The sequence below is a fragment of the Blastococcus sp. SYSU DS0973 genome (genome assembly GCF_054051055.1).
In genome coordinates this window covers 139755-158561 of sequence record NZ_JBJHAN010000003.1, presented here as the reverse complement: position 1 = coordinate 158561, position 18807 = coordinate 139755, and the positions used below count along the sequence as shown (strand labels likewise).

19 protein-coding genes are annotated in these 18807 nt (G+C 75.2%); 2 read left to right on the top strand and 17 right to left on the bottom strand.

Translation table 11 applies throughout. The annotated features are described in order from the left end of the window. Positions 1 to 17: 17 nt before the first annotated feature. On the bottom strand, positions 18 to 668 hold the full coding sequence (locus ACI791_RS07455; RefSeq protein ID WP_456585473.1) for a hypothetical protein: 651 nt from the start codon (positions 666 to 668) through the stop codon (positions 18 to 20). 733 nt (positions 669 to 1401) lie between these two features. On the opposite strand from ACI791_RS07455, the gene ACI791_RS07450 reads away from it, so the two are divergent. Continuing rightward, on the top strand, positions 1402 to 2139 hold the full coding sequence (locus tag ACI791_RS07450; RefSeq protein WP_456585472.1) for an HpcH/HpaI aldolase family protein: 738 nt from the start codon (positions 1402 to 1404) through the stop codon (positions 2137 to 2139). A gap of 108 nt (positions 2140 to 2247) precedes the next feature. Next, the gene (locus tag ACI791_RS07445; protein ID WP_347056950.1) at positions 2248 to 2553 is read left to right on the top strand and encodes a hypothetical protein; all 306 of its coding nucleotides are present in this window, start codon (positions 2248 to 2250) and stop codon (positions 2551 to 2553) included. Between the two features lie 55 nt (positions 2554 to 2608). On the opposite strand, the gene ACI791_RS07440 is transcribed toward ACI791_RS07445, so the two are convergent. From ACI791_RS07440 to uraD, 16 genes are all read right to left on the bottom strand, one after another. Next, the gene (locus ACI791_RS07440) at positions 2609 to 3658 is read right to left on the bottom strand and encodes an isopenicillin N synthase family dioxygenase (RefSeq protein WP_456585471.1); all 1050 of its coding nucleotides are present in this window, start codon (positions 3656 to 3658) and stop codon (positions 2609 to 2611) included. Continuing rightward, positions 3655 to 4782, bottom strand: coding sequence for an adenosine deaminase (add, locus tag ACI791_RS07435; protein WP_456585470.1), 1128 nt, complete (start codon positions 4780 to 4782; stop codon positions 3655 to 3657). The genes ACI791_RS07440 and add overlap by 4 nt, the downstream gene beginning before the upstream one ends. After that, on the bottom strand, positions 4779 to 5633 hold the full coding sequence (locus ACI791_RS07430) for an ABC transporter permease (protein ID WP_456585469.1): 855 nt from the start codon (positions 5631 to 5633) through the stop codon (positions 4779 to 4781). The genes add and ACI791_RS07430 overlap by 4 nt, the downstream gene beginning before the upstream one ends. Beyond that, positions 5630 to 6421 carry an ABC transporter permease gene (locus ACI791_RS07425; RefSeq protein WP_456585468.1) on the bottom strand — a complete coding sequence of 264 codons (792 nt, stop codon included), beginning with the start codon at positions 6419 to 6421 and terminating at the stop codon, positions 5630 to 5632. Before ACI791_RS07425 ends, ACI791_RS07430 begins: the two co-directional genes overlap by 4 nt. Next, a complete protein-coding gene (locus ACI791_RS07420; protein WP_456585467.1) occupies positions 6418 to 7281 on the bottom strand; it encodes an ABC transporter ATP-binding protein in 864 nt (287 codons plus the stop codon). The genes ACI791_RS07425 and ACI791_RS07420 overlap by 4 nt, the downstream gene beginning before the upstream one ends. 5 nt (positions 7282 to 7286) lie before the next feature. Further along, positions 7287 to 8342 carry an ABC transporter substrate-binding protein gene (locus ACI791_RS07415; protein ID WP_456585466.1) on the bottom strand — a complete coding sequence of 352 codons (1056 nt, stop codon included), beginning with the start codon at positions 8340 to 8342 and terminating at the stop codon, positions 7287 to 7289. A 212-nt stretch (positions 8343 to 8554) separates the two neighbouring features. Next, positions 8555 to 9031, bottom strand: coding sequence for a nucleoside deaminase (locus ACI791_RS07410; protein WP_456585465.1), 477 nt, complete (start codon positions 9029 to 9031; stop codon positions 8555 to 8557). Beyond that, positions 9028 to 11670 (bottom strand): molybdopterin-dependent oxidoreductase, encoded by a 2643-nt coding sequence (locus ACI791_RS07405; protein WP_456585464.1) that lies wholly within the window; start codon positions 11668 to 11670, stop codon positions 9028 to 9030. The genes ACI791_RS07410 and ACI791_RS07405 overlap by 4 nt, the downstream gene beginning before the upstream one ends. Next, the gene (locus tag ACI791_RS07400; protein ID WP_456585463.1) at positions 11667 to 12476 is read right to left on the bottom strand and encodes an FAD binding domain-containing protein; all 810 of its coding nucleotides are present in this window, start codon (positions 12474 to 12476) and stop codon (positions 11667 to 11669) included. The genes ACI791_RS07405 and ACI791_RS07400 overlap by 4 nt, the downstream gene beginning before the upstream one ends. Further along, a complete protein-coding gene (locus ACI791_RS07395) occupies positions 12476 to 13291 on the bottom strand; it encodes a MurR/RpiR family transcriptional regulator (protein ID WP_456585462.1) in 816 nt (271 codons plus the stop codon). The genes ACI791_RS07400 and ACI791_RS07395 overlap by 1 nt, the downstream gene beginning before the upstream one ends. Continuing rightward, on the bottom strand, positions 13288 to 14529 hold the full coding sequence (locus tag ACI791_RS07390) for an allantoate amidohydrolase (protein WP_456585461.1): 1242 nt from the start codon (positions 14527 to 14529) through the stop codon (positions 13288 to 13290). The genes ACI791_RS07395 and ACI791_RS07390 overlap by 4 nt, the downstream gene beginning before the upstream one ends. Beyond that, the gene (locus ACI791_RS07385; RefSeq protein ID WP_456585460.1) at positions 14526 to 15746 is read right to left on the bottom strand and encodes a pyridoxal-phosphate-dependent aminotransferase family protein; all 1221 of its coding nucleotides are present in this window, start codon (positions 15744 to 15746) and stop codon (positions 14526 to 14528) included. Before ACI791_RS07385 ends, ACI791_RS07390 begins: the two co-directional genes overlap by 4 nt. Further along, positions 15746 to 17089: an allantoinase AllB gene (gene allB / locus ACI791_RS07380; RefSeq protein WP_456585459.1), complete on the bottom strand. Its 1344-nt coding sequence runs from the start codon at positions 17087 to 17089 to the stop codon at positions 15746 to 15748. The genes ACI791_RS07385 and allB overlap by 1 nt, the downstream gene beginning before the upstream one ends. Next, positions 17086 to 17997 carry a factor-independent urate hydroxylase gene (pucL, locus tag ACI791_RS07375; RefSeq protein WP_456585458.1) on the bottom strand — a complete coding sequence of 304 codons (912 nt, stop codon included), beginning with the start codon at positions 17995 to 17997 and terminating at the stop codon, positions 17086 to 17088. The genes allB and pucL overlap by 4 nt, the downstream gene beginning before the upstream one ends. Further along, positions 17997 to 18311 (bottom strand): hydroxyisourate hydrolase, encoded by a 315-nt coding sequence (gene uraH, locus ACI791_RS07370; RefSeq protein WP_456585667.1) that lies wholly within the window; start codon positions 18309 to 18311, stop codon positions 17997 to 17999. The genes pucL and uraH overlap by 1 nt, the downstream gene beginning before the upstream one ends. Next, complete coding sequence (gene uraD / locus ACI791_RS07365) at positions 18308 to 18799, bottom strand: 2-oxo-4-hydroxy-4-carboxy-5-ureidoimidazoline decarboxylase (RefSeq protein ID WP_456585457.1); 492 nt, start codon at positions 18797 to 18799, stop codon at positions 18308 to 18310. Before uraD ends, uraH begins: the two co-directional genes overlap by 4 nt. Positions 18800 to 18807 lie beyond the last annotated feature (8 nt).

Below are 18807 nucleotides of genomic sequence, written 5' to 3'. Positions count from 1 at the left end.
CCGGACGGACCGGGCGGTCACCGGAGGAGCACCGCCTCACCCGTGGGAGCCGGTCGGCGGGACAGCACGACGCCGGCCACGACGACCCAGGCGGGGAAGAGCAGGGCGAGGAGGAACGACACGGGCGTGACCACACCGACGGTGGCCAGCACTGCGCTGATCGATCCGAACCAGCGGGGGAGCAACCGCCCACGGAGCGCTCCGAGAGCGGTAGCCGCCAGCAGCACCGCCATCGCCAGCGGCGCAGCGAGGCCGGACAGGGCGAGTCCGCCGTCGTAGAACACGACCGCGCTCTCCGGCGCCAGCAGGCCGCCGTCCACGGCCCGAAGCGCACCGGCGGAGTTCAGCGCGGATCCGCCGGCCACCAGGGCGACGGTTGCCGCGCCGCCGATCCCCGCCATCCGTCCGGCCCAGGCGTCCGGGCCTCCGGCCGAGCCGAGGACCTGGAGCAGGGTGCCGAGGAACGCGGCGAGGAAGAACACCGAGATCAGCGAGAGCGTCATCGCCAGTGCGATGCGGGTGGGGGCGTCGGCGTAGAACTGTGCGACGGCCGCGGCGTCACCGTGCAGCGGCGGCGTTGCCCCCAGGAGGGCGTTGCCCGCCACGGCGAGGATGGCGAATGCGACGCCGGCGACCATCGGCGCCCGGCTCCGGGTGGGGAAGGACATGGCAGACCTCTTCGATCGTGGCTCCGGTGCGCACCGATCGAGGTACTGGTCGAGGGGATCGAGCCGAGCTCCTCGAGGGTGCGCGGGACCCGGTAACCGTGGGCCACCGCCGTTCCCCGCCGCATCCGGCCACTTCCCGGCCGACCGGGAAGCTCCCCCGGGCGGCCGCGGCGGAACCCGGTGACGTCGGCTCCGCCCCCGGGGCGGGCGGGAGCCCCATGGTGCGACACATGGCGCACCGATCGCCGCTCGTGGCGGTGTCCTCGGTCCAGCCGCCCGCGCAGCCGGCCGGTCACGTCTGCGCGCTGCGGCGGCGCCGGCACGTCGACGTGCCCTACATGACCGGCGGCCCCGAGCACGTCGTCCGCGACTGGGTGTCGTTCGGCACGGCCCTCAGCGCGCCGTCGTACCTGGTGGGGCTGCAGGCACGGGCCGTCGCCCGGCTGGTGCGCGGGCCGGACGAGCGCGCGCCGGGTGCTCCGGTGCATCGGCAGCGGGATCAGCCTGGGACACCTGAGCAAGCGGCTGGTCCGCGACAGGTTCCGTCCGGGCGGTCTCGACCCGGTCGGGACACCGATCGTCGTGGTCGGCTCGGGCGGTGCGATCTGGATGGCCGTACCGGGCGGCCCCGAGGCGGCCGCTGGAACCGGACCGCGGTCGCGCCCACCGGACCGTCCGCGCAGGATCGTCCTGGCCGCACCGACGGGGTGCGGAGTCGTGGAGGGTGGTCCGGATGGCGATCAGCGAGGCGGAGCTGCGGCAGCGGTGGGCGCAGGGGGAGCCGTGCCAGGGCGTGTGGAACATGCTGCCCGGACCGGTGACCGGCGAGGTGCTGGCGCGGACCGGCGCCGACTTCGTCGTCGTCGACCTGCAGCACGGGGCCACGACCGAGGCCGGGCTGCCGGGTGTTGCGGCGGCGATCACGGCCGCTGGCTCGGTGCCGCTGGTCCGCACGCGGAGCCCGCTGTTCCCCGACATCGGCCGGCCGCTGGACCTGGGTGCCCGCGGCGTCATCGTGCCCAACGTCCGCGACGCCGACCACGCCCGCGAGGTCATCGCCGCCTGCCGGTACGCGCCGGCCGGCGGGCGGTCCATCGGCCGGCTGTCCGGCGGTGCAGACGAGCCGCTGGTGATCGTGATGGTCGAGGCGGCGTCCATGCTCGCCGATCTCGACGCGGTCCTCGCCCTGGAGGGCCTGGACGGGGTGTACGTCGGCCCGGCCGATCTCGCGCTGTCCCTGGAGCTGACCGGGGACCACCACCGGGCCGAGCTCCGCGACGTCCTGTCGTCCGTCATCGGCCGGGCGCGGGCCGCCGGGGTGCCCGTGGGGGTCCACGCCCGCAGCGGCGAGGCCGCGGCCGGTCACGCCGCCGAGGGCGCCACGATCGTCACGGTGGCCGTCGACGCCGTCTCCCTCGGCGAGGCCACGGCGCACCACCTCGCGGTCGCGCGGGGCCGGTCCACCGGATGACCGCCCCCGGCCCAGGGCCCGGCGGGGGCCGGACGGGGTACCACGATCGGGTCACGTTCCGAGCGGCGCCGTGTAGCCCGCCGCGGATCGGGCACCCATGGCGCCGTGATGTACCGCGCCGCAGCCGCCCTGCCGTTCGACGACCGGGACCGGGTGACCGCCGGACTCCGTGGCCAGCTCCGGGTGATGGCCGCCGCCGCAGGTGCGGATCCGGACTGGTCGACCCTGCGGGTGGAGGGACCGGTCCGGGTCGGCAAGTACCGCGGCGTGGGGCTGTCGGAGTGGAGCGCGACGGTGGTCGTCTCCGGCGACGGCGCCGCCCTCGACGACCGGTTGCTCGACCTCCTGCTCCCGGCCACCCCGCGGCCGGCCGGCGCGTCCGCCGAGGAGACCGCACCGCTGGTGCAGCGCTGAGCGCACCGGCGGGACGACGGGCCGGCGACCTCCGGCCGGCCCGCCGGTCCCCTGCTCACGCCGACCGCGCCGCCAGGACCCGTGCGGCCTCGCGCTCGGCCTCGGTGTTGGCGACGCCGGCCCGCGAGCCGGCGAGCTTCGCCCGGATGTGGCCGCCGACCGTGATCGGCGGGTACGCCGACGTGCCGTCGGCCCCCACGCAGGTGGGCAGTGTCTCGATGACGGCGTCGATGTTCCCGTCGTGGAAGAACGCCGCGGACCGCCGGCGCTCGATCCGACCGGCCACGATGGGCGGCTTGACCCGGTGCAGGGTCGACATCCACCGCTCGTTGGTCCACCGGGCCATGAGGTCGCCGAGGTTGATCAGCAGCGCGCCATCGGCGGGCATGACGTCGTGCCAGCCGCCGTCGCGGCCCAGCACCTGCAGCCCCCGGACCTGGTCGGCCCACAGCACGGTGACGATGCCGTAGTCGGTGTGCTCGCCCATCCCGGTGAGGTCACCGTCGAGGGCCACCTCGCCCGGGGGCAGGGCGTAGTTGTTCATCCTCAGGACGTCGAGGCTGTGGTCGGTGTACCGCTCGAAGAACCCGGCCGGCAGCCCGAGGGCGTCGGCGAACAGCGTCGTCAGCGTGCGCGCCACCCGGCCCGCCTCGTCGAAGTACGCCGACACCGCCTCGCGGAAGCCGCCGGCCTCCTCGGGCCAGACGTTCTCGGGGTAGTCCGTCGCGGGGAGCTCCACCCCGGGGTAGTCGGTGTGGGCGGCACCGACGTTGAACGCCTCGAAGAAGTCGTGCATCCGGTTCGACGGCGCCAGCCCCAGGCTCAGGCTCAGCGACTCGGTCTTGGGCGGGCTGTAGCCGCGGTTGATCTCCGGCGGCGTCCGGTAGACCTTCTTCGCCTCCAGGGGCAGGTCGAAGAACGAGTCGAGCGCGTCGGCGAAGGCGCCGGTGACCGCCGTCGGGACGCCGTGGCCGAGCACCTGGACGAAGCCGACGGTGGCGGCGGCCTCGTCGAAGGCCCGCGCCGCCGCCCGCCGCGCCTCCGGGCTGCCGTCCGGGTCGACGTAGGCGGAGATGTCCACGACGGGCACGGCGAAGTCGGTCATCGGAGGGGCTCCTCGATCGGATCGGTGGTGGAGGTCGGGGGAGGGGCGTCGGGGGTGGCGGCCACCAGCGCCCGGGTGCGCCGGCGCAGCGCCGCCTTGCCCGTCTCGTCGAGCCAGCAGGCCTCGACGGCCTCGGCGGTGAAGGCGGCCAGCTGGTCGCGGCGGTAGCCCAGCGCGTGGGCGAGCACCCGGAGGTCGTGGGTGGGGTCGGTCCCGAACATGGGCGGGTCGTCGGAGTCGATGGTCACGCACAGCCCGGCGTCGACCATCTGCCCGATCCGGGCGTGCGTGCCGTCACCGCTGCCGGAGTAGCGACCGATGTCGGAGCTCACCGGCGTGCAGGTGAACGGGATCCGCTCGGCGACGCAGCGGGCGGTGAGCTCCGGGTCGTCGACGACGTGGTAACCGTGGTCGACGCGGCTGCAGCCGAGCTCGTCGAGCAGCGTGCGCACGTGCGCGGGCGGGCCCGACTCGGAGTGCGCCGTGCGACCGAGCCCCGCCCGCCCGGCGAGCCGGAACGCCTCGACGAACCGCCCGGGCGGCCCGTTGACCTCGGCGTAGTCCAGGCCGATCCCGGCCACCTCGTCGATGCGGTGCTCGATCACCTGCTCGACGAGCTCGACCGCCTCGGCGCCGCTGCGCTCACGGTTGATCCCGACGACCAGCCGCGCGTCGATGCCGGTGTCGGTGCGCGCGTCGCGCAGCCCGGCGACGACGCCCTCGAGGATCCGCCGGTACGGCACGCCCGGGTGGCCCGGGGGGCTGAGCTGGATCTCCCGGTAGAGGACGCCGTGGTCGGCGCCCCCGGCGGTCAGCGACTCGTAGGTGACCCGGTGGAAGTCGTCGACGTCGCGGATCACCGAGCCCACCACGTCGAGCACGCGGAGGAACTCGCCGAGGTCCGCGTAGCTCTCGGAGTCGTAGAGGTCGTCGGCCCCGCGCTCGCGCGGCACGCCGTGCTTCGCCGCGAGGTCGAGGACGGTCTGCGGCGCGACCGTGCCGATCAGGTGGCAGTGCAGGCTCACCTTGGGCAGTGCGGCCACCATCGCGTCGACGGCGGGGTCGTGCGGAACGGGGCGGGAGTGCGCCGGATAGCCCGGCGGCGGGCGGTGCGCGGTGGTCATGCGCGGTCGGCCTGCCCGAAGCGGCTGAGCACGGCGGCCTCGACCAGCTGGGCGAGCAGGTAGAGCAGCAGCGACACCACCGTGATCACCACGACCAGGGCCCAGACCTTGCCGATCTGGGACCGTGCGGCGGCCGACACCACCGCGTAGCCGATGCCTTTGCCGGTGGCCAGCCACTCCGCCAGCAGGGCGCCGGTCATGGAGCCCGGGACGGCGATGCGGACCGAGGCGAACAGCGCCGGCAGCGCGGACGGGAGAGCGACCGTGCGCAGGACCGTCATGGGCGAGCCGCCGTAGACCACCACCAGGTCGCGCATCTGCGGGCTGACCGAGCGCAGCCCGACCACGATGGTCACCAGCGCCGGGAAGAGCACCACGATGGTGCTCATCAGGGCCACGGTCGGATAGCCGCGTCCCACCAGCAGGATCAGCATCGGCGCGAGGGCGATCAGCGGCACCGTCTGCAGCACCAGCGCCACGGGCATCACGGCGCTCTCCGCGGTGCGGAAGCGGACCACCACGGCGGCCAGCAGCATCGCGACCAGCATGCCGGCGGCGAAGCCGACGCCGGCGTCGAGCAGGGTCCGCCCGAGCAGCCCGGCGATCTCGGCCCGCAGCGCGGGGGCGTCCTCGTCGACGACGAGGATGTCGACGACGTCCAGCGGGCCCTTGCCGACGTAGGGCGAGACGTCGAAGACCCACAGCGCCGCCGCCCAGAGCGCGACGACAACGACGAGGACCAGGCCCATGGTGCCCACCGTCCGCAGCGCCGCGAACAGCAGCGGGTGGCGTCCCCGGGGCGCCGGCGCGCCTGCGGCGGGCCGGTCGGTCAGGAGCAGGTCCGCGCTCATGCGGCGCCCCGGGACCACGGGGCCGCGAACCGGGCCAGGACGGCGAACAGCGCGTAGAAGCAGCCCGCCACGAGCGCGCAGCCGAGCCCGATGGCCCACGCCCCCGCCACGTCGACGTTCTGCTGGGCGATCTTGAGGGTGACGGCCACGCCGCGCTGGACACCGCCGACGTACTCGCCGAGGATCGCGCCGAGGAAGGCCAGCGGCGCGGCCACGCGGAGGGCGGCCAGCACCGACGGCAGCGCGGCGACCAGGCGCACCTTGGTGAGCTGCCGGACGGCGCCACCGCCGAAGACGCGGACGACCTCGAGGGTGGCCGGGTCCGCCGAGCGCAGCCCGAGCACGGTGCCGACGACGGTGGTGAAGAACACCGACAGGGCGGCCAGGGCCGTGGCGGTACCGGCCCGTTCCCCCTCGCCGGGGTTGCCGATGACGATGAAGAGCACGGGTGCGATCGCGACCAGGGGCACGCAGTAGGTGATGACGGCGATCTGCATGACCAGCCGCTCCAGGGCCGGCACGAGGAGCGTGAGGGCGGCGAGCGCGACGGCCGCGACGGTTCCGTAGCCGAAGCCCACCGCGGCCTCCTCGAGCGTGATGCCGAAGTGGGTGGCGTGGAAGCCCCATCCCCGGTCGATCGCCGCCCGCACGACCTCCGCGGGGGAGGGGATCCGGGCGCCGGCGAGCACGGTGAGCTGGAGCAGCCACCAGACGGCCACCACGCCGAGGAGAGCCAGGGCGCCCGGACCGGCGGACCGCAGCGCGGCGCGGATCGGCACGGTGATCACTCCCCGCCTCCCGCGTCGCCGCCGAAGAGCAGCTCCGAGGCGTGGTCGTGCAGCGCGTGGAACTCCGGCGTCCGCATCATCTCGGGCTGTCGCGGGCGTGGCAGGTCCACCTCGATCACCTCCTTGATCCGGCCCGGGCGAGGGCTCATGACGGCGACCTGGTCGGACAGGAAGATCGCCTCGGAGATGCCGTGGGTGACCATGAGCGTGGTCGCGGGCTGCTCGGTCCAGATCCGCAGCAGCTCGACGTTGAGCCGCTGCCGCGTCATGTCGTCCAGCGCCCCGAACGGCTCGTCCAGCAGCAGCACCGACGGCTGCACGACCAGGGCGCGGGCGATCGAGACCCGCTGGCGCATGCCGCCGGACAGCTGGGCCGGCTTGGCCTTCTCGAACCCGGAGAGCCCGACGAGGTCGATCAGCTCCCGCACCAGCGCGGCGTCGGGCCGGGCTCCGGAGACCTCGAAGGGCAGCCGGACGTTGGCCTCGACCGACCGCCACGGCAGCAGCGCCGGGTCCTGGAAGGCGATGCCGAGGGCGTGCTCCCGGCGCAGCTCCAGCGGCGTCATGCCGTCGACCAGCGCGGTGCCGCTCGTCGGCTGCTCCAGCCCCGCGAGGATCCGCAGGATCGTCGACTTGCCGCACCCCGAGGGGCCCAGGAGGGACACGAAGCTGCCCTGGTCGCTGTGCAGGGTGGCGGCGGTGAGCGCCTGCACCTCCTTGCGGCCGGTGCCGAAGGTCTTGGTCAGGTCCTGCAGGTGGATCCCGGTCCCCCCGGCCCGCCGCGGAGCGGCGGGCCGGGCGGCTGCGGGAGTGCCCGGCCGGGTTCGGGCGGGCTTCCGGTGCGATGACAGGAGGGCCACGGCGTTCAGGCGGCGCTGGGGACTTCGACCAGCTCGGGCTTCTCCGCCAGCAGCTCGTCGAGCAGCGAGAGGTCGAAGAGGTCCCCGGCGTCGGTGAGGTCGATACCGGCGGCGGCCAGGGTGGCCAGGTTCTGATCGATCAGCTCGTCGGTGATGGTCAGCAGTCCGTTGCTCTCGACGTCGGGCGTGACGATCAGCGTGCTCTGGACCTCCGCCTGCTCGATCTCCTTGGCCATGTCGAGGCCGAGGTCGGCGCCGTACTCCTCGACCGCGAGGCGGGCGCCCTCCTCCGGGTCGCGGAGGTAGTCCTGCCAGCCGCGGATCTCGGCCTCGAGGAAGGCCTTCACCTTCTCGGGCTCGTCGGCGATCATCTCCTCGGTGGTGATGATGCTCTCCGCGACGAACGGCAGCCCGTTGTCGGCGAAGGGCAGGTTGGTGACCTCGTAGCCGGCGTCCTGCACGGTGATCGACTCGTTCGTGAGGTAGGCCAGGAAGCCGTCGACCTCACCGTCGATCAGCGGCGCGGGGTCGTACTCGACCGGCACCTTCTCGACCTGGCCCGGATCGATGCCGTTCACCTCGAGGAGGGCGTCGAACAGCGTCTCGTTGCCGCCCGCCTGGACGCCGATCCGCTTTCCGACCAGGTCCTCCGGCGTCGCGATGTTCCCGCCGTCGGCCAGCGACAGGATCGTGAACGGGTTCTTCTGGAACTTGGTGCCGACGATCTTGAGGGGCGCGTCCTCCTCCGCGACCACCTGCGCGGTGGCCACGGCGTTGCTGAGCCCGAAGTCGGCCTCACCGCTGGCCACGAGGGTCTCGATGGGGCCGGGGCCGGGGTCCATCGTGACGTCGGAGAACCCGGCCTCGGTGTAGTGGCCGTTGGCGTCGGCGAAGTACTCGCCGGCGAACTCGGCGTTCTTGATCCAGGACAGCTGGAGCGTGAGCGCGCCGAGGTCGCCGCCCTCGGCGGCGGCGTCGGTCTCGTCGCTCCCACCGCACGCCGAGAGGGCGAGGACGGCGGTGGTGACCGCTGCGGCGGTGCGCACGGCGCGGGTGTTCATGGGCGTCTCCTGCTCGCGAGAGGGCTGTCCGGCTCGACGGCGGGGCCGTGGTCCGGCCCGCCGTCGTCTGCTGCTGGACGCTAGGAGCGGCGGGTTTCGGCGCAGGTGAAGCCGCGTTTCGCGCCGGTAAAGGAAACGTCCGTTCCAGGCCGGAACGGGCGTACCGCCGTCGTCCGGGGTGACGCCGGTCGCACTGCCGGTCCGGAGGGCCCTCAGTAGTCGACGCGCAGCGGGTTGCCGCGCCAGGCGTCGAACGGTGCGACGGCGGAGCCCAGGCGCAGCTCCTGGACCGGGGTGGGCCAGGCGGGCGGGGCCGAGGCGAGCAGGTCGTAGAACGCCCGGTCGTCGAAGCCGCCGTCCGCCGCGTCGTGGCGGTTGGCGGCGAAGACCACCCGGTCCAACCGCGCCCACAGCGCCGACGCGGCGCACATGGGGCAGGGCTCGCAGGAGGTGTACAGGGTGCAGCCGCCCAGCGCGAAGGTGCCGAGGTCCCGGCACGCCCCCCGGATGGCGGTGACCTCCGCGTGCGCGGTGGGGTCGAGGTCGCGGGTCACCCGGTTGACGCCGGTCGAGACGACCGCGTCCCCGCGGACGACGACCGCTCCGAACGGGCCGCCGCCGGCGGCCACGTTCGCGGTGGCCAGGTCGACGGCCTGCTGCAGCCACCTCTCGTCGACGGCGGACGTCATGGTGCTCCTCCTCGGGCCAGGCGCCAGATGCGGTCCCTGCTCATCGGCAGGTCGTGGGGGCGGACACCGAGGGCGTCGCGCACCGCGTTCGCGATCGCCGGTGCGACCGGGTTGTAGGGGGCCTCGCTCATCGACTTCGCGCCGCGGGGGCCCAGGGCGTCGTAGGTGCCGGCGAACAACACCCGCGTGGCCGGGACGTCACCGATCTGCGGGGTGCGGTAGGAGCGGAAGCCCCGGGTGAGCACCTCGCCGCCGACCACGACGACCTCCTCCTGCAGCGCCGAGCCGACGGCCTGGGCCACGCCGCCCTCGACCTGCCCGCGCAGCTGCTCGGGGTTGATCACGACGCCGGCGTCCACGGCCTGCACCGAGTCCAGGAGCCGCACCTCGCCGCTCGCCGGGTGCACCGCCACGCGGACGGCGTGGACGTTGAACGCCACCGAGCGCCGGGTGCCGTCGCTGGCACCGGTCGCCGCCAGCGGCCCCTCGACCGCCCGGAGGGCGCCCGGCCCGCCCAGGGCGTCCAGCCGCCGGCGGACCTCCTCGGCCGCGCGCTGCACGGCCAGGCCCGCGACGACGGAGCCGGTGGAGCCGAACGCGCCGGAGTCGTAGCCGGAGGTGGCGGTGTCGGAGGTGATCAGGCGGACCCGCCCGGGAGCGATGCCGAGGGTGTCGGCGACCAGCTGCGCGTGCACGGTCGCGGTGCCGTTGCCGAACTCGGCCGTGCCGACCTCGACGGTGGCGGTGCCCTCGGCGTCGAGGGTGACCCGGGCGTGCGAGTGGTGGCCACGCGGTGGGATGGTCGCGATCATCGCCAGCGCCATCCCCTCACCGAGGAGCCACCCGTCGCCGGGGCGGTCGCCGGTGCGGGTCGCGGCGAGCGACTCCTCGGCCAGGTCCAGGCACTGGTCCAGGCCGTAGCTGCCGTACTCGAGATCGGTCGACGGCGGCCCGTTGACGACCAGCGGATCGCCGGGGACCACCACGTTGCGGCGGCGCAGGTCGAAGGCGGAGATGCCGATCCGCCGGGCCAGTTCGTCGAGGGCGGACTCGATGGCGAACACCACCTGGCCCAGCCCGTACCCGCGGAAGGCGCCGCTCGGTGGGTTGTTGGTGTAGACGGCCTCGGCGTCCACCCGCTTGCTCGGGCAGCGGTACACGGCCACCGACTCGTGCACGCCGTGGAACATCACCCCGGGGCCGTGGTTGCCGTACGCGCCGGTGTCGCTGAGCACCCCGACCCGCATCGCGGTCAGCCGGCCGTCCCCGTCGGCACCCAGCTCCACCGACACCCGCATCGGGTGGCGCAGCGGAATCGCGGTGAACTGCTCCTCGCGGGTCATCTCGAGCTGCACCGGCCGGCGGTCCCCCCGGTCGGCGAGCCGGAGCGCGGCCAGCGCGACGACGTCCTCGACCAGCAGCTCCTGCTTGCCGCCGAACCCGCCGCCGACCCGGGCCGCGACCACGCGCACCGCGGCCGGGTCGCGACCGAGCACGCGGGCCAGCTCGTCGCGGACCAGGAACGGCACCTGCGTGCTCGTCCGCACCACGAGCGCGCCGTCGTCGTCGACCCAGGCCCGGGCGCCGTGCGTCTCCAGGGCGGCGTGGGCCACCCGGCCGCTGGTCCAGGTGCCGCGGACGGTGTGCACGGCGTCGCGGAGCCCGGCGGCGACGTCGCCGACCTCCCCGTGCGTGCGGGCCACGACGTTGCGGGACGGCTCGGCGATCCGGGAGACGGCCGGGTCCTTGTCGCCGTGGAGCAGCGGGGCGCCCGGGGCACGCGCGTCCTCGGGGTCGAACACCGCCGGCAGCAGCTCGTAGCGGACCTCGACCAGCGCGGCGGCGCGTTCGGCGACGGCGGCCGAGACCGCCACCACGGCGGCGACCCGCTGGCCGCGGAAGCGGACCACGTCGTCGAGCAGCCGGGTGTCGTCGGGATCGTCGAGCCGGCTCTCGTGCCGGGCGGTCGAGTAGAGGACGTCCGGGGCGTCCCGGGGGGTGAGCACCAGCACGACGCCGGGGACCGCCTCGGCGCGGGCGGTGTCGATCGCGAGGACGCGCGCGTGCGCCGCCTCCGCGCGCACCAGCTTCACGTGCAGGACCCCGGCGTCGGGCAGGTCGAGGGTGTAGGGCTCCTGCCCGGTGACCACCCGCGGCCCGGCGGGCGCGGCGACGGAGCAGCCGAAGCCGCCCTCCGTCGTCACGTTGGCCCGGCCCTCGAGCGCGTCGCGGATGGACCGGTAACCGGTGCAGCGGCACAGGTTGCCCTTGAAGCTCCGCTCCGGCTCGGGAACGCGCACCGTTCCGTCCTCGTCGGCCAGCGCCGTCGCCGTCACCACCCAGCCCGGGGTGCAGAACCCGCACTGGAAGGCGGCCGCCTCGACGAACCTGCGCTGCACGGGGGAGAGGTCCTCCGGCGTGCCCAGCCCGGCCGCCGTGGTGACCGCCCGGTCGGCCGCCCGGGCCGCCGGGGTGATGCACGAGTGCACCGGCGCCCCGTCGAGCAGCACGGTGCACGCGCCGCAGTCACCGGCGTCGCAGCCCTTCTTGACCGCCGTTCCGCCGCACTCGCGGATCCAGCTGCGCAGGCACTGACCCGGGGCCGGGGACCCGGGCACCTCGGTCCCGTCCAGATTCACGCCGCCACCTCCGACAGCTCGGCGTGCACCTCGGTGGCGAGCAGCCCGGTCTGCGCCGCCCGCCAGTCGGCCGCGCCGTGCGGATCGGCGTACCAGCCGACCTCGGCACCGGCCTCGGCCACCGCCCGGCGCACCGCGTGCGCGGGCGACGCGGGCGGGAGTACGAGGACCACCGGCCGCGGCACCGATGCCGTCACCGTGAGGACGACGGCGCCGGGCTCCCGCCGGCCGATGACCAGCGCGGCGCTGCGGCCGTGCGCCGTCAGCGACGCCCGCCGGAACGCGGTGCGTGCGCGGAGCGCGGAACCGGGGAGCTCGACGGCGCGGAGCACCTCGCCGGGCCCCAGGTCCACGACGCCCGCGCCCCGCACGAACGCCGCGACGGGCGCCCGCCGCTCGCCGCCGCCGGGGGGCCAGATCACCGCCTCGCCCGCGAGGGCCGCGGTCAGGGAGATCATCGCACCGGCCGGGAGACCGAGGCACACGTTGCCGCCGACGGTGGCGGCGGACTGCACCTTGAACGACATCAGCAGCGCGTCGGCGCAGAGCTCCGCGAGGGCCGGCGAGGGCCACGGCGCCCGCCGGGCCTGCTCGACCGTGCAGGTCGCGGCCAGCCGCAGACCGCCGTCGGGGAGCAGCTCCCACGGCGCCCAGCCCATGGCGGTGAGGTCCACCAGGCCGGTCACCTCCGGCTGCGGCTCGGAGAACAGCCAGGTGCCCCCGGCCAGCAGGCGCTCGCCGGGCCGCACGGTCAGGGCGCCGCGGTCCTCGGCCCTCCGGTAGGCCTCCACCCAGGCGAGGTCCATCACTCCACCTCCGCGAGTCGTGAGTAGGCGGCGCTGATCGCGGAGATCCGGTCCTGCCCGGCGCGACCCGCGCGGGAGAGCACGCCGTCGGCCAGGACACCGACCAGGCTCATCGCGGCGGCGTAGGAGTCGAAGGCCAGCGGTCCCTGGACCGGGCACGGCAGCCACACCCGGGCGGAGCCGGAGTGGCCGGCCGCGGTCGGGTCGCCCAGGAGGACCACGTCCGCGCCGGTCGCCGCGGCCGCGGCCATGAACGCGGCGAAGCCGGCCGGCCGGCGGCGGAACCCCACGGCCACGACCGCGTCGCCGCTGCCCAGGTCGGCCAGCTCCTCGCCGAGCACCTGCCCGGGCAGGGGAGCAAGGGCCACCCGGGGCCGGGCCTGCACCAGCTGCTCGCGCAGGTGCAACGCGACCGGGTGGCTGTTCCGCCAGCCGACGACGAGCACCGAGCGGGCGCCGGCGAGCACCGCCGCAGCGTCGGCGACCCCCGGCTGCAGCACCGCGTCGGCGACGGCCGCCGCCTCCTGCTCGGCGTGGGCGGCCAGATCGGGCGGGCCCTCGGTCCGCCGTGGCTCGCCGGTGCCGCGCAGGGCGCGGAGGTGGTCGCGGACCTCGTCGAAACCGGTGAAGCCCAGCGAGCGGAACAACCGGCTCATCGTCGCCTTGGACACGCCCGCGAGCGCGGCGAGCTCGGAGGCGCGGTAGATGGCGAGGTCGTCCAGGTGCTCGAGCAGGGCCTCGGCGGCCCGCCGCTCCTGGGACGTCAGCTCCGGGTGGTGGCGGGCGATCCGCTCGTCGATCCGCAGCTCCGTCACGCCCGTGCCCCCACGACGGCCGCGACGCGCAGCACCGTGGCCTCGAACGCGTCGAGGCCACGGGCGACGTCGACCTCCCGGACGTCCTCGTCGGGGGAGTGGCTGATGCCGTCGGCGCAGCGGAGGAAGAGCATGCCGATGTCGGCGACGGCGGCGACGGCCATCGCGTCGTGGCCGGCGGGGCTCCACAGGCCCACGGGATCGGCGGAGCCGGCGTCGTCGGTGGTCCGGATGCCGTCCACCACCGCCTGCTGCAGCCACGGGGCGCAGGGCGCGGCGGGGGCGCGGTGGGTCTCGACGACCTCCAGGGTGAGCCGCCGGCGCGCGCAGATCGCCCCGATCTCGGCCCGCAGCACCTCCCACATCCGGTCCCGCTCCTCGTCGGTCGCTGCGCGCAGGTCGAGGGTGAGGTCGGCTCGGCCGGGGACGACGTTGACCGCACCCGGCCGCACCTCGAGCCGGCCGACGGTGGCGATGCAGCCGCCGACGCGGGCCAGCCGCTCCACGGCGACGACCGCCTCCGACGCGCCGACCAGCGCGTCCCGGCGCCGCTCGTACGGGGTGCCGCCGGCGTGCCGCGCCTCGCCGAGCACGGAGAGCCGGAAGCGCCGGGCGCCGGCGATGGTGGTGACGTAGCCCAGGGAGCGGTCGGCGGCCTCCAGGAAGGGCCCCTGCTCGATGTGCGCCTCGAGGTAACCGACCAGCTCCTCCGGCCGGCGGGCGGCCTCGGCCACGCGCGCCGGGTCCAGCCCGAAGCCGTGGAACGCCTCGCGCAGGGTCACGCCGTCGGCGTCACGCAGGTCCCACCACGCGGGGTCCCAGGTGCCGGCGACCGCCTGGCTGCCGAGCAGCGCCTTGCCGAACCGGGCGCCCTCCTCGTCGCCGAAGCCCACGACCTCCAGGGCGAACGGCAGGTCCGTGCCGCGCAGCCGCTGGGCCACCGCGACGGCCATGGCGACGCCGAGCATCCCGTCGTAGCTCCCGGCGTCCGGAACGGTGTCCAGGTGCGAGCCGAGCACCAGCGCCGGCAGTCCGGGGGAGGTGCCCTCGCGGCGGCCCCACTGGTTCCCGGCGGCGTCCTGCCACGGGGTGAGGCCGGCCGCCGCCAGCCAGCCGGCCACCAGCCGGTTGGCGGCCGCGTGCTCGGCGGTCAGGTGCACCCGCTCGAGGTGGTGCGGGCTCGCGGAGATGCGGTCCAGCTCGGCGCAGCGCGCCAGCACGTGGGCAGCGGTGGTCATGCCGCGTACACCTCGCGCGCGGCACCGACGCCGCCGCCGGCCGGAACGGGCGCGCCGCAGCCGCGGAGCACCTGCTCGAGGGCGGCGAGCGTGGTCAGCACGGTGTCCCGGCGGGCGTTGTAGCCCATGGTGCCGATCCGCCAGACCCTGCCGTGCAGCGGACCGAACGAGGTGCCGATCTCGATGCCGAAGTCCTCCAGGAGGGCGGTGCGGACGCCGTCCCCGGGCACGCCGTCGGGGATGTGCACCGCGACGACGTTGCTCATCCGGTGCTCCGGGTCGCCGAAGACCTGCAGACCCAGCCCGCGGACGCCGGCGAGCATCGCCCGGCCGTGCAGCGCGTGCCGGGTGATCGCGGCGTCGACACCCTCGGTGACCAGCAACCGGGCGCACTCGCGGGCGGCGTAGAGCATCGAGCTGGCCTCGGTGTGGTGGTTGAGCCGGCGCGGCCCCCAGTACGCCATCACCTGTGCGAGGTCGAAGTAGTTCGAGGCGATCCGCGCGCCACGGTCGCTGTCGCCGTCGTCGCGGATGCCCGCCTCGACGTGGGTGCGGGCGGTGATCAGCTCGACCGCCCGCGGGGAGAGGGTGATCGGCGCGCTCCCCGGCGGTCCGCCGAGGCACTTCTGCAGGCCCGCGGTCGCGACGTCGATGCCCCACGCGTCGGCCTCGAAGGGGTTGCCCCCGAGCGAGGCGGTCGCGTCGCAGTAGAGCAGCACGTCGTGCCGGCGGCAGATCTCGCCGATGTCGGCGAGCGGCTGGCACATCGTGGTGGAGGTGTCGCCCTGGACCAGCGCGAGGAGCTTGGGGCGGACCCGGACGACCGCCGCCTCGATCTCCTCGGGCGCGAACACCCGGCCCCAGGGCACCTCGATGACGTGCACCTCGGCGCCGCACCGCTCGGCGATCTCCCGGAGCAGCGCCCCGAAGCGCCCGAAGACCGGCACCAGCACCCGGTCGCCGGGCTCGAGCAGGGAGACCAGTGCGGCCTCGATGCCCGCCCGGGAGGTGCCGTCGACGAGGAAGGTCTGCTCGTTGGCGGTGCGGAACACCTCCCGGTAGAGGGCCATCGTCTCGTTCATCGCCGCGGTCATGAACGGGTCGAACTGCCCCACGAGCTGCGCGGACATCGCGCGCAGCACCCGCGGGTCGAGGGTGATCGGCCCGGGGCCCATGAGCAGCCGGGGCGGCACGTCGAGGTCGGCGGTGGTTCCCATCAGGCGCTCCTCCTCAGCTGCTCGCCCCACCCGTGGTCGGGCAGGCCGGGGTCGACGGCGCGACCGCGCACGAGCGTGCGGGTGACGCGGCCGGGGAAGGTCAGCCCGTCGTAGGCCGAGATGGGGTTGCGGTGGGCCAGCCGCTCGGCGGCGACGGCGGTGTCCTGGGCGGTGTCGTAGACGACCAGGTCGGCGTCGGCGCCCACGGCGATCCGGCCCTTGCGGTCCAGGCCGACCAGATCGGCGGTGTTCCGGGACATCCACCGGCTCACCGCGGCCACGTCGATGCCGCGCCGGGCGGCCTCGGCCGCGACCGCGGAGAAGCCGACCTGCAGACCGGAGACGCCGCCCCAGGCCTGCTGCAGGTCCCCGCCCCCCTTCGCCTTCTCCTCGGCCGTCGCGGGGGAGTGGTCGCTCACCACGCAGTCGATGACGCCCTCGGCCAGGGCCGACCACAGCTCGTCGCGGTTGCCCGCGTCGCGGATCGGCGGGCAGCACTTGAACTGGGCCGCGGCATCGGGGATCTGCTCGGCGGTGAAGGCGAGGTAGTGCGGGCAGGTCTCGACCGTGACGGGCAGTCCCTCGTCCTTGGCGGCCTGGATCAGCGGCAGCGCCCGCGCGCTGGACAGGTGCAGCACGTGCACGCGGGCGCCGGTCTCCCGGGCGCCGTCGAGCACCTGCCGGACGGCGCGGGTCTCGGCCTCGTCCGGCCGGCTGAGCAGGAAGTCCGCGTAGGCCCGGCTCGGCCGCGCCGGCGCCGCCGCCAGGACGCCGGCGTCCTCGGCGTGCACGACCACGAGGCCGCCGAAGCCGGCGACGGTCCGGAGCGCGCGGCCGAAGGCGGCGGGGTCCAGGGGTGGGAACTCGTCGACGCCGCTGGGGGAGAGGAAGCACTTGAAGCCGAACACGCCCGCCGCCCACAGCGGCTCGAGGTCGCGCTCGTTGCCCGGCACCGCGCCGCCCCAGAAGCCGACGTCGACGGCGAGCCGGCCGCGCGCCGCGTCCTGCTTGCGGTGCAGGTGCCCGACGGTGGTGGTCGGCGGGACGGAGTTGAGCGGCATGTCGACCAGCGCCGTGACCCCGCCGAGCGCGGCGGCCAGGGTCGCCGTCGCGAAGCCCTCCCAGTGCGTGCGACCCGGCTCGTTGACGTGCACGTGGGTGTCCACCACGCCCGGGAGGAGGTACGCCGTGTCGGGCACGTCGAGCCCCGGTCCCGGGGCGTCGTAGGGCTCGATCGCCGTGATCCTCCCGTCGGTGATGCGCAGCGTGGCCGGCCGGAGGGTGCTCCCGATCAGGGCCCGGCGCGCGCGTACGACGGCGGTGACGGTCAGGGCGGCGCTCATGCGAACGCCGGCACGGCGGCCCAGGCGCGGGGCTCCGCGGGGACGCCGGCGCGCTGCAGGGTGGCCTGGATCAGCCCGTAGGGCCGGTCGGCTGCGACGAACACCTCGCCCCCGTTGGCCAGCCCGAACGGCGTCAGGTCGACCTCGACGTGGTGCTTGTTCGGGCAGCTGATCCGGATCTCGGCCAGCTCGGGGACGGCGTCCAGGGCTGCGGTGCCCATGGCGTGGATGGTCTGCTGCAGCGCCAGGCTGTGCGTCGCCGCGAAGGCGTCCACCAGCGCGGCGCGGATCGCGGCGTGGGCGGCGTCCCAGTCCGGCGCCGGCACCGTGTACCGCCACCAGGCCGTGACGCTGGTCGCCAGGATCCGGTCGTCGGTCTCGGCCAGCGTGGTGAACCGGTCGCGCGGGAAGCCGGCGAACTCGCTGCCGGTGCTCTTGAGGACGGTCAGGCCGGCGAGCCCGCCCAGGACGAAGGTGTCGCTCCCGTCGGTCTGCACGACCGCGGTGCGGATCTCCGCCCCGCGGCGGGCGAAGGAGTGGCCGGCGCCGGGCGTGCCCGCGCCGATGCGGTCCCAGGCGTGCTGCTGGGCGGTCAGCTGCGTACCGGTCACCCAGGGCTGCGCGCGCCAATGGTCGGCCAGGACGAGCAGGAAGGCCTCGGGGGAGTGGACGCCGTGCTCCTTGGCGAGCGCGTACACGCTGTTCCTCTGGGTGTCGGTGGCGTGCACGTGCGCGTTGTCGCCGTGGGTGTAGGCCGCGTCGAAGTCGCCGCGCAGCTGGGTGGTGACGGTGAGGTCGGCGATGCCGTGGACCGGCGTGGCGCGCTCGATGCGGACGAGGCGGCACTCCGCCTTGCCGTACTGGTGCGCGCCGAGCACGTACGGGGCGGGGCGGTCGGAGCTGCTCATCAGGACCCCCGGTAGGTGGTGTACGAGAAGGGGCTGAGCAGCAGCGCCACGTGGTGGTGCTCGCCGTCGACCATCGCGAAGGTGACCGTCACCGACGGGTAGAAGGTGGCGCGCTGCTGCGCGGCGAACCAGGCGCCGGTCCCGAACCGCACGGTGTGCAGGCCCGCCGGCAGGTCGGCGTCCACCCGGGCGCGCCCGTCGTCGTCGGTGCCGCCCGGGTGGACGCTGCCGTCGGCCAGGGTGAGAACGACGTCCATCCCGGCCGCCGGACGGCCGAGCGCGGCGTCGAGGACGTGCGCGCTGAAGGTGCTCAGGGGGTCACCAGCCCTTCCAGGCGGAGCAGCGCGATCTCGGTCAGCTGCTCACGGGTCACCGCGCGCTCGGTGCCCGGGTCGTTGGTCAGGCGCTGTTCCAGCAGCTCCAGCAGCTGCGCTCCGGTGCGCCCGGCGGCGCGGACCAGGTAGATGTGGCCGAACCGCTCCTCGTAGCGCCGGTTGCCGTCGGCGAGGCGCCGCTGCAGCTCGGCGTCGGCCGGGTCGACCCCGGCCTGCTCGCGGTCCGACAGCCCGGCACCGTGCCCGGCCGGCCGCTCGCCGATGCGGGGGTGGTCGGCCAGCGCCGCCTGCACCTCCGCGTCGGTCCAGGTGCCGGCCTGCTCGCAGGCCGCGGTCAGCAGGGCACCGACGGAGCCGTAGGGCCGCCCGTCGGTGACGCCCGTCGCGAACGAGGGGATGTCGGCGCAGCGCCGTACCAGCGCCGCGGCCTCCTCGGCCGCGAGCGTGTCGAACTCGGCGATGCGCACCCAGCGAA